A 10,097-nucleotide genomic window follows, 5' to 3' on the forward strand; every position below is an offset into this window, starting at 1 on the left:
GCTGCACGTTCTGGATGCGTGCATAGATGATGAAGATCGCGTTGCAGACGATGGCCAGCGTCAACGCGATCTGCAGCGCGATCAGCACGACGCCTGCCTTGTGCTTGCGCAATGCCGCGATCATGGGGTGCAAGGTCATGGCTGCCTCTCCTTAGTTGGTTTTCAGCTGCAGCGCAGGCTGCACGCGCGAGGCGCGGAAAGTGGGATAAAGGCCGGCGAGCATGGTCGCGACGACCGCGACCAGCAGGGTGAAAGCCAGCAGGCTCAGATCGACGCGTGCCAGCGAGGCGATTTCCTTTGGCAACACCCAGCCGATGCCGTGAATGCCTATCCAGGTCAGTAGCAAGCCAAACAGGCCGCCGGTGAACCCGACCATGCCGGCTTCGATCAGAAATTGCATATAGATGGCCATGCGCGGCGCACCCAAGGCACGGCGCACGCCGATCTCGGCACTACGGCGCAGGAACTTGGCAAGCAGCAAGCCAGCCGTGTTCACCAGGCATGCCACCAGCAAACCCAGCGCCACCACCAGCGACACCTTGGTGTCGCTAGGCACTACGTGCTCCGACGCCAGCCATGCGGGCAAGTCGCGCAGGCGGTTGTTCAAGGGCCAATTGAACCGTCCGGCGGCCTTCTGATCATTGAAATAGCCGTCCAGATAATTCTTGTAGGCCGACACGGCCGCCTTATCGTCCAGCTCCACCATGTAGGAAATCCACACACAGGGCGATTGCTGCAACCCGACAAAACCGGGGGTTTTCGGCACCTCCGCACAATTGGTGTTGCCGTCATTCGGCATGCCGACGTCGATGGCGCGGGTAAAAGGCAGGAACACGTCCTCCTGCTCGGTGGTGAAGCCGCCGGTATTGACCACGTCGTAGTACACCGGCTTGGGCGTCCAGTTATCCAGCACGCCGACGATGCGGTAGTCCTTGCCATCGATGTCAAGCGTTTTGCCGACACTGTTGGCGCCGCCGAACAATTTCTGGTTGAGCTTGCTGTTGATCACCGCCACGGCGGCGCGCTGCGCATCGCTATCGGCGCCCCAGCCGCTACCGAACTTGAACGGCACGTCCAGCATCGCGAAGAACTCGCTGTAGACGGCATGCCCGCCGACGTTGATCGGATGCATGTGCGGATCGGGCGGCACGATCGACGGTGACACGCGATACATGGCCGACTGATATTTGCCGCGGTGGTCGCGCATCAGGGCCACCGCGTCGAGATAATCCATCGCATCCGGCGGATCATTGTTGTTGCTGGTGTCCAGACGCCCCTTCGGTCCCCAGATATCGATCTGCGGTACAAACAAGCGCGCGGACTTCCAAGGAATCGGATCGCCCGACACGGCGCGGAATACCGAATAGCTGGTCATCGATGCGCCGACGCCGAAGGCGACGATCAGGATCATCAGCAGGGTAAGGCCCGGACTTCTCTTCAGACTTCTGATCGCCAGATCAAGGTAATAGCCCAGCATGTGTCGCCTCCCCGTTGTCGTTGAATATGTCCATGCTCAAAACGCTGTCCTTCATACCGATCGTGTTGCTTCTACCGGTGATACGCGCGAGGCGCGCAGCGCAGGCGCCAGCACCGCCCCCTGCCCCAGCAGCAAGAGCGCCACCACCCCGCCCAGCACATAACCCATGCCGAGCCGATCCATCTCGAATTGCTTCATCAGCCAGAGATTCAAGCCGATCGCCAGCACACCACCCACCGCCACGCCACTGGCGGCGATCAGCAAGTTTTCGGTGAGGAAGTAGCTGAGGATGTCGCGCCGCGTGGCGCCAAGCGCACGCCGCACGCCGATCTGCTTGCGGCGCTGGCCGACCCAGAAGCTGCTCAATCCAACGATGCCGGCACCGGTCACCAGCAGCAGCACCACACTAATGCCACCCATCAGGATTGCCATGCCGCGGTCGTCGCGATAGGCCGCTTCGCGCACCTGCGCAAAACTGCGCACGCCATCCTTCGGGCTGATGACGCGCATGCGGGTGACGGCGTACAAGGCGGCGCGTAAGCGCTGGCTGACCGCATCGAGCTGCCGCGGCTGCGCACGCACCACATACTGCGTGATCGGCGTGAGCTGGCGATACGGCACCAGCACGGAACAATCCGACCATTTGGCCATGCTGCTGTCTACGAATGGCGTACGCAGACGGTCGACGACGCCGATCACGATGCTTGGCCTGGCGCTGACGTAGATCGGCTTGCCGATCGCCGACGCGTGCGGAAACATCTGCGTGGCCAGCGCGCGCGTGATGATGACCTCGGCGGGCTGCACGGCACCTTTTCCGTCGAGCACGCCGATCTCGTTCGGACGAAAGTTACGCCCTTCCACCGATTTCAAGCCCAGCGTGGATAGCGTGTTCTCATCGGCGAAATAAGTTGCCGCGTTAATAACGTATTTGAGTTTGTCCGGCGAATGGCCCACGCCCAGCACCATACCGCCGTTGCTCAATGGGTAGGAGTTTGTGGCATAGACATTCGCCACGCCGGGCACCTTGCGCAGCGTATCCAGGTCCGCGGCCATCAACGAAGCAATTTGAGCTGGAGTCGGCTTGCCGACCCATTCATTGCCGATCACCAGCAAGCTGGATTCGTCGATACCGCTGGGCTGCGACAAGCGGGCCAGACGCTCGTGGATGATGAACAAGGCGTTGCAGATGATGGCCAGCGTCAAGGCAATTTGCGCGGCAATCAGCAGGGTGCCGGCCTTGTGATGTCGAAGTGCAGCGAGTACGGGGCGAATCTGCATCGTCATCGCCTCAATTGGACTTCAGTTGCCACGCGGGCTGCACATGCGCCGCGCGCCAGGTGGGATAGAACGCCGCGGCAACCGTCGCCACCAAGGCGCACAGCAGGGTCAGACCGATCAGGCCCGCGCTCATGTGCGCCAGGCGGGCAATGTCCGGATCGAAAGCCAGCCCGATGCTCGACATGCCCACGCCGGTAAACAGCAGCCCCGCCACGCCGCCGGCAACACCTACCATGGCGGCCTCGACCAGAAACTGCAGCCATATCTCCCGGCGCGAAGCGCCCAGCGCGCGGCGCACACCGATTTCACCCGCGCGGCGCATGAACTTCGCCAACAGCAAGCCCACCGTGTTCACCAGGCAGACCAGAAAGAAACCCAGCGACAGCAACAAAGACATGCGCGTGGCCGGGGGCACTACCTGTTCGTGGCGCAGCCATTGGGTGAGATTGAACAACGCCGTGTTGGACGGCCAGTGAAAGCGCCCGGCCCGGGTCTGTTCGGCCGCGTAACCTTGCAGATAACTGCGGTACGCCGCCACAGCAGCGCTGTCCGGCAGTTCGACCCAGAACGATACCCATGCGCAACCCGAACGCAGCCAGCCATCCCAGCCCGGGTCGCGTCCGCTCGTGCCGCGGCAGTTGTTGTTGCCGTCGGTATCGGTGTGTGTGTCCACGGCATGCGTGAATGGCAGGATGAAATCCGGCGGGTCGTTGAAGGCATCGTCGTTGTTGACATCATAAAAACGCGGCCGCGGATTCCAATCCGCCATCACGCCAACGACCTGGTAATCATGATCGTCCAGCCGTAGCGTACGGCCCAGGCTGCTGGCGCCACCGAACAGTTGCCGATTCAATTGGCTGCTGATCACCACGACCGCCGCGTGCGCATCATCCTGCCCGCGATCCCAGCCGCTGCCATAGACAAATGGCGCCTCGAACATGGGAAAGAAATCGGCATAAGCGGCATAGCCGCTGACATGGAACGGTTCGCGCGAAACATCGTCCGGAATCAGCGTATGGCTTATTGGATAGATCGCGGTCTGCCGTGCGCCTTTGCGATCGCGCATCAGCGCCATGGCATCCGTGTAGGTAAGCGCATCTGGCACGTCGCTGCCATCAAGGCGCGCCTGGGGTCCCCACGGATCGATCTGCGGCACGAACAGCCGCGAGGATTTATCCGGCAGCGGATTGGCGGACACGGCGCGAAACACCGCATACGTGGTCATCGACGTGGCCACGCCCACACCGATGGCAAGCACCATCAATGCAGTGAGCAGCGGGTTGCGTCGCAGGCTGTGCAGGCCAAGCCGTAGATAGTAGGCAAGCATCCTGTCTTTCACTCCCCTGTCCGCTGATGCGAATGCCGGCTCATGCGGGCCGTGTCGCTTCGATGGGCGGGACCCGCGCGGCACGCAAGGCCGGGGCAAACACGGCGCCTTGCCCAAGCGCCAGCAACGCGATGGCCGCGACCAGCAAGTAGCTGCCCGACAAATGCGCTACCCCGTAATGCGTCACCATCCACAGGTTGATGCCAAGGGCTAGCAGGGTGCCGACCACGATGCCGCCCAGGCCGATCAACATGTTCTCGGTCATGAAGTAACTGAGGATGTCGCCCTGGGTCGCGCCGAGCGCGCGCCGTACGCCGATCTGGCGGCGCCGCTGCCCGACCCAGAAGCTGGTGAGCCCGACGATGCCAGCCGCGGTGATCGCCAGCAGCACGGCGCTGACGATGCCCATCAGAATCGCCATGCCGTAGTCGCGCTCGTAGGCCTTGGCGCGTACTTGCGCGAAAGTCATCACGCCATCCTTGGCCTCAAAGATACGCATGCGGCTTTGCGCAATCAGCGCCTTGGGTGCATCGCGCATGGCCGCGCCAAGCAGGCCGGGACGGGCACGAATCAGGTACTGCACATAACCGTTGCCGAGTTCACGCATAGGCACCAGCAACGCGTTGTAGGCATAGGCGTTATCGTCGTTGTCCATCATGTGCGACTGCAGCGTGTCGGTGATGCCGATGATGGTCGACGGCGTATTGTTGTTGGCGGCGTAGATCTGTTTGCCGAGCGCATCCCCGTTGGGGAAAAGCAGTTTCGCAAGATCCTTGCTGACGATGATCACGGGCCACGACTTCATTTCCTGGATCGGGAACGCCTGGATCTCATTGGGCGTGAAGTTGCGTCCGGCGATCAGCTTTACGCCCAAGGTATCGAGCGTGTGATCATCCGACATGTAGATCGACGTGTCCGTGGTCATGTGGACCTGGTCCGGCTTCATGCGGATGAAGTTGTCCCAGCCGCTGCCGTGGAGTGGGAAACTGTTCATGGCGGTCGCATCCTCGACGCTGCCAAGCCGGCGCAAGGCGTCGAGGTCGGCCTGGATTTGCGCCGCCGTTTGCGGGTCGGACAGGTTTCCCGCCCACTCATTGGTGATGACGAAGAGATTCGACTCGTTCACCCCCGAGGAGCGGCTGACGCGCGCCATGCGTTCGTGGATGATGAACAGCGCGTTGCACACGATCGCCAACGTCAGGGCGATCTGGAACCCGATCAGGATCGTGCCCGCCTTGTGGCGGCGCATGGCGGCGAGTATGGGCTTGATCTGCATCGTCATCGCCTCAACTGGATTTCAACTGCCATGCGGGTTGCACCTGCGCCGCACGCCATGTGGGATAGAACGCGGCAACCACCGTCGCCACGACGGCCACGACGAGCGTCGTCGCCAATAGGGACACATCCACGTGCGCCAGTTGCGCCACATCCGGCTCGAATAGCAGACCGACGCCCTGCATGCCCACGATCGTCAGCAACAAACCCAGCACACCGCCGGCCAATCCCACCGTGCCTGCCTCCATCAGGAACTGCGCATAGACCTCGCGCCGGGTCGCACCGAGCGCACGGCGCACGCCTATTTCCGACGAGCGTCGCATGAATTTGGCGAGCAGCAAGCCGATCGTATTGACCAGGCAGATCACGAAGAAGCCGATCGATACGAACAACGAAATGCGGCTTTCCGATGGCACGATTTTTTCGTAGTCCAGCCACTCGGTGACGTTGCGCAAGCGCACGTTCGGCGCCCAATCGAAACGTCCGGCCCGCTGCTGTTCCGCCGAATAGGCCACCAGGAAATCCTTGTATTTCTGCGCGTCGGCCGTGGTCGGCAATTCGGCCCAGAACGGAATCCAGGCGCATTCACGATGCAACCATTGTTCATCGCTGGAAATATGCATCGGGCCGCCGCCGCAATTGTTGCGTCCCGACATGCGGACATGCAGATCGATCGCGCGATTGAAGACGATGTAGACCTCCGGTGGATCGTCAGCGAATTGCATGCCGTCGTAGACGTCGTAATAGCGGGGCTTAGGGTCCCAGTGCTCGGTCACGCCGATGATGCGATACGTATGCATATCCAGCGTCACCTCCCGCCCGACGCTGTTGGCGCCGCCGAACAGCTTTTCGTTCAACTCGTTGCCGATCACGGCGACGGCCGCATGCGAATCGTCCTCCGCGCTTGTCCACGGCGAGCCATATTTGAACGGCACGTCGAACATGCTGAAGAAGTCGGCGCTGGTAGCGTAGCCATCGGCCGTGCTCGGCAGGTCGTTGGGACGGTCGGGGAGCACGGCAGGTGCGATGTCGTAGAGCAGGGTTTGATGCAGTGCCTTGTGCGCCTGCATCAGTGCGACGGCATCGGTGTAGTTGAGCGCTTCCGGCGGCTCGTTGGGCGGGTTGTCGTATTGCGGGCCGCGGTTATCGATCTGCACGTTATAGAGCTGGCTGGATTTCCACGGTATGGGATTGCCCGACACCACGCGGAATACCGACCAGGTAATCATGGAAGCGGCCACGCCAAAAGCGATGGTCATCACCATCAACGCGGTAAGCACGGGATTGCGCTTGAGGCTGCGTAGACCGAGTTGGAGGTAATAGGCGAACATGAATCTCTCGGAGTCGATGTCTGAAAAATCACTTGGAAGACGTATTGCTGCAATGGGCCCCTTCCTACTTGCAGCAAGGAAGGGGCAGTGCTCCGAACTTGAGGTCGTGGCGCGAGCCCTCGTAGGTTGGTGGCAAGGCGCAGCCGAACCCGACGTTGCCACGCGCATTACGCCGTTGGGGTTCGGCTTCGCCTCACCGCCAACCTACGCCCCAACTCCCTGCACCTTTCATTTCAGGTTGAACCTCGTGCGATTCGCGCAAGTCCGGCGCACAGGCAATTGCTACCCCCGCACCTGCCCCGCTGCCGCCGTGTATGCGGTGTGGAAGCGCGGGTCTTCCGCCAGATCCACCACTTGGCCGTCAATGATGTGCACGTTGCGCTGCGCGCGTGCCGCCAGTTCCGGATCGTGCGTCACCATCACGATGGTGGCGCCCTCGCGGTGGATTTCCTCCAGCAGTTCCAACACGCCACGTGCCATCTGCGTATCCAGGTTGCCGGTCGGCTCGTCGGCGAGCAGCAGGCGCGGGCTGCCGGCCAGTGCACGCGCGATGGCCACGCGCTGCTGCTGACCGCCGGAGAGTTCCGCCGGATAGTGCTTGGCGCGCGAAGCGAGGCCGACGCGGTCCAGCGCGCCCATGATGCGCTCCTTGCGCTCCGCCGCTTTCATGCCGCGATAACGCAACGGCACTTCCACGTTATCGAACACGTTGAGATCGGGGATCAGGTTGAAGGCCTGGAAGATGAAGCCGATTTTTTCGTTGCGGATCTTCGAGCGCGCGTTGTCATCGAGATTGCTGACGTCGAGGTTGTCCAGGTGATACGTGCCGCCCGTAAAGGTTTCCAGCAGACCGGCGATGGTGAGGAAGGTGGTTTTGCCGGAACCGGACGGACCGGTCACGGCGACGAACTCGCCTTCCTTCACGTCGATATTGAAATCGCGAAGCGCGTAGGTTTCCACCACTTCGGTGCGGTAGACCTTGGAGAGGTGCGTCATTTTCAGCATGGTGTCATTCCTTCTGGGGTTTGGCCGTCAACGGCTTATCACGACGCGCTGCGCGCCTTTGAAATTGTCGGTACCGGAGATCACGATGTTGTCGCCTTCTTTGAGCCCATCGAGGATCTCCACTTTGTCGATGCTGCTTTCGCCTGCGCGGATCGGTGTCTTCGTAGCGATGCCGTCGCGCACCACGTACGCGTAGCTGCCGCCGGATTCGTCGATAAAGGAACCGCGCTGCACGGTCAACACGTTTTCGCGATGGTCGAGCAGAATGCGTACGGACAGGCGCTGGTTCTGCCGCAGTTGCTTGGGCGTGCCGCCTTCGAAGCGTACGCGTGCTGCCACTTCGCCATTCACCACTTCGGGCGAGATCGCACTGACCAAGCCTTTCCAGGTATGGTCGTTGCCGCTGATTTCGCCGCTCATGCCGACGGCGAGATCACGTGCGAAGCTCTCCGGTACTTTCACTTCCACTTCCAGCGCCGACAGATCGATCACGCTGAGCAGTTGCGCGTCCTTCGCCACGGTGGCACGCTCGGCGATAAATAGCTGGCCCACCTGACCGTCCACCGGCGAGCGCACGTTGAGATTGTCGACCTGCCGCTGCAGATCCTGCACCATCAGTACTTGACGATCGTGCGCAAGTTTCTTGGCCTTGATGTCGAACACGCCGGTATCGCTGCCGAGATTCAGATCGGCCTTGGCATGCGCTAGCGTGATCTTGGCTTTCTCCAGCGCGTCGTTGGCCTTGTCGACATCCATCTGCGGCACACCGCCTAGCTTGTACGCTTTGTCGTAGCGCTGGTAATCGCGCGCGGCGGTTTCTTCATCGATCTTGGCGTTGTCGTACGCCTTCTGCATTTGCGACTGCTTCTGGCGCGCATCGATCTGCGCGCGCTGGTAATCCACTTCCATCGCGTCGGCGTTGGATTCTTCCTGCGCAAGCTTGTTGACCAGCTCCGGGCTGTCGATCACCGCCAGCACCTGCCCTTTCTTCACCGTATCGCCAGCATGCACTTTCAAGGTGACCGCGCCGCCGTAGGTGGCGTAGAGCGTAGGGCTTACCGCCGCCACCACCTGGCCTTCGGCGGCGATGTCGCGCACGAACGGGCCGCGCTGCACGGTGGCGAAGGCCAGCCGGGACGCACTGACCGATGCCTCGGCGGAAAAAAGACGTGTGACGCTGGGTAGGAAGAACGCTAAGACGATCACGGCAGCCACGGCGCCGCCGATCCACAAGAGCTTTTTCCTGGGGGTGGACTTGACCTCGATCAGGCGGTCCTGGGCGGAAGTGTCACGAATCATGGATAGAGTCCTTGGCCGCGGACAGTGCGGCCCCATACCGTGATCAGCAATCCGCGTGCCAGCGCGCGGATGGCCAATTACTGTTTACTATTCAATGACTTGCAGCCTCCATTCCGCTCCAGGCGGGTGTCCGCGGACACTTGGCGGACAGTGGACAGCGGCATTTGCATCGGCGCGCAGCCGCCGGGCTGTCGTCCTTAAGCCCATCTATGTGCGTATTCGGCGTTCGCGATGTGGTTGGCAATGGCCTCGCCGAGCGGCGACAGCGCCGGAGCAGCGGCCTGCTCCAATAGCAGCAAGCCGGCGAACTCGCGCACATGGAAATTCACGACGATGGCGCTATCGGGCAGTAAGGGGTGTGCATCCGATGGCAGCGAAACCGTCTCCGTGCAGGATGCGGTCAAGGCGTCCCAGGCGAGATAGTCGGTATCGGGCAGCAGATGCCATCGCACCCGCGTGCGCCCCCGGGCATCAATACATTCACACCACTCGCGCGGACCATCGCCGGTGACTGCGCTGACGGTGACCAGCCAGCGCACGCTCAACAACGGCACGCAAGCGCGCTGCACTAACACGCCTTGCGGCAAATCATCCGGCAACGCCTCGTTTGAAGTGGCGTGGAGGTAAAGCACGCTGCCCAGCCCGGGAAGCATCGCGATCAAGGCACGTGGCGTGATGCGCCGGGCTCGCCGCGATACAGCGGTTGGCGTCGCGCGGCTGCAAAGGGCGGAATGGGAGGCGAGCCAGCCGAACATAGCGATCTCCTGCGTGGCGATCCGGCTGGCGTCGTGTGCTGGCGGAAGTGGATGGAAAATTACTTGGTGAGAATCAGCTTGCCGTTGCGCGTGAGGCGCAGGTGGTATTCGCTGCCCATGTGCTGGATGACCAATTCGCGCTCGCCGGCCAGCAGGCGTTGGCTGGAAATGCGGCGGATCGTCATGGAGGCCGGCCTGGCGTCGTCATCCACGTTCGCGGGACGCGGCGGCTGAGCCGAATGGGCGAGGGTAAGTAGCGTACCGGTGGTGGACATCGCTTGAACTCCATCGTCGAGAATGGATTAGATGATAATGATTCTCATTTAATAGTCAACGGTGATACCCCTCTT

9 protein-coding genes and 1 pseudogene are annotated in these 10,097 nt (G+C 61.7%); all 10 read right to left on the bottom strand.

What is annotated here, in order from left to right:
* Positions 1-139 (bottom strand): annotated as a pseudogene (locus VMA74_RS19870) (peptide ABC transporter permease); the annotation flags it as partial.
* Between the two features lie 12 nt (positions 140-151).
* The gene (locus VMA74_RS19875; RefSeq protein WP_325370176.1) at positions 152-1,477 is read right to left on the bottom strand and encodes an ABC transporter permease; all 1,326 of its coding nucleotides are present in this window, start codon (positions 1,475-1,477) and stop codon (positions 152-154) included.
* A gap of 51 nt (positions 1,478-1,528) precedes the next feature.
* Positions 1,529-2,755, bottom strand: a complete 1,227-nt coding sequence (locus tag VMA74_RS19880; protein ID WP_325370177.1) for an ABC transporter permease — start codon at positions 2,753-2,755, stop codon at positions 1,529-1,531.
* A gap of 10 nt (positions 2,756-2,765) precedes the next feature.
* Positions 2,766-4,082: an ABC transporter permease gene (locus VMA74_RS19885; RefSeq protein ID WP_325370178.1), complete on the bottom strand. Its 1,317-nt coding sequence runs from the start codon at positions 4,080-4,082 to the stop codon at positions 2,766-2,768.
* A 40-nt stretch (positions 4,083-4,122) separates the two neighbouring features.
* The gene (locus tag VMA74_RS19890; protein WP_325370179.1) at positions 4,123-5,358 is read right to left on the bottom strand and encodes an ABC transporter permease; all 1,236 of its coding nucleotides are present in this window, start codon (positions 5,356-5,358) and stop codon (positions 4,123-4,125) included.
* Positions 5,359-5,368: 10 nt separating this feature from the next.
* A complete protein-coding gene (locus VMA74_RS19895; RefSeq protein ID WP_325370181.1) occupies positions 5,369-6,688 on the bottom strand; it encodes an ABC transporter permease in 1,320 nt (439 codons plus the stop codon).
* A gap of 282 nt (positions 6,689-6,970) precedes the next feature.
* Positions 6,971-7,693: an ABC transporter ATP-binding protein gene (locus VMA74_RS19900; RefSeq protein WP_325370183.1), complete on the bottom strand. Its 723-nt coding sequence runs from the start codon at positions 7,691-7,693 to the stop codon at positions 6,971-6,973.
* Positions 7,694-7,720: 27 nt separating this feature from the next.
* Positions 7,721-8,992: an efflux RND transporter periplasmic adaptor subunit gene (locus tag VMA74_RS19905; protein WP_325370185.1), complete on the bottom strand. Its 1,272-nt coding sequence runs from the start codon at positions 8,990-8,992 to the stop codon at positions 7,721-7,723.
* A 197-nt stretch (positions 8,993-9,189) separates the two neighbouring features.
* Complete coding sequence (locus tag VMA74_RS19910) at positions 9,190-9,747, bottom strand: hypothetical protein (protein WP_325370187.1); 558 nt, start codon at positions 9,745-9,747, stop codon at positions 9,190-9,192.
* Positions 9,748-9,806: 59 nt separating this feature from the next.
* Positions 9,807-10,022 (bottom strand): hemin uptake protein HemP, encoded by a 216-nt coding sequence (gene hemP, locus VMA74_RS19915; protein ID WP_325370189.1) that lies wholly within the window; start codon positions 10,020-10,022, stop codon positions 9,807-9,809.
* Between the last annotated feature and the right edge of the window lie 75 nt (positions 10,023-10,097).

Origin of the sequence: Dyella sp., from assembly GCF_035508675.1 — a bacterium.
Taxonomy (GTDB): domain Bacteria; phylum Pseudomonadota; class Gammaproteobacteria; order Xanthomonadales; family Rhodanobacteraceae; genus Dyella_B.

What these genes read in the sequence shown, in the direction of transcription:
- VMA74_RS19875 (WP_325370176.1), bottom strand. Translation starts at nt 1,477, where the DNA reads ATGCTGGGCTATTACCTTGATCTGGCGATCAGAAGTCTGAAGAGAAGT.
- VMA74_RS19890 (WP_325370179.1), bottom strand. Translation starts at nt 5,358, where the DNA reads ATGCAGATCAAGCCCATACTCGCCGCCATGCGCCGCCACAAGGCGGGC.
- VMA74_RS19885 (WP_325370178.1), bottom strand. Translation starts at nt 4,082, where the DNA reads ATGCTTGCCTACTATCTACGGCTTGGCCTGCACAGCCTGCGACGCAAC.
- VMA74_RS19905 (WP_325370185.1), bottom strand. Translation starts at nt 8,992, where the DNA reads ATGATTCGTGACACTTCCGCCCAGGACCGCCTGATCGAGGTCAAGTCC.
- hemP (WP_325370189.1), bottom strand. Translation starts at nt 10,022, where the DNA reads ATGTCCACCACCGGTACGCTACTTACCCTCGCCCATTCGGCTCAGCCG.
- VMA74_RS19895 (WP_325370181.1), bottom strand. Translation starts at nt 6,688, where the DNA reads ATGTTCGCCTATTACCTCCAACTCGGTCTACGCAGCCTCAAGCGCAAT.
- VMA74_RS19900 (WP_325370183.1), bottom strand. Translation starts at nt 7,693, where the DNA reads ATGCTGAAAATGACGCACCTCTCCAAGGTCTACCGCACCGAAGTGGTG.
- VMA74_RS19910 (WP_325370187.1), bottom strand. Translation starts at nt 9,747, where the DNA reads ATGTTCGGCTGGCTCGCCTCCCATTCCGCCCTTTGCAGCCGCGCGACG.
- VMA74_RS19880 (WP_325370177.1), bottom strand. Translation starts at nt 2,755, where the DNA reads ATGCAGATTCGCCCCGTACTCGCTGCACTTCGACATCACAAGGCCGGC.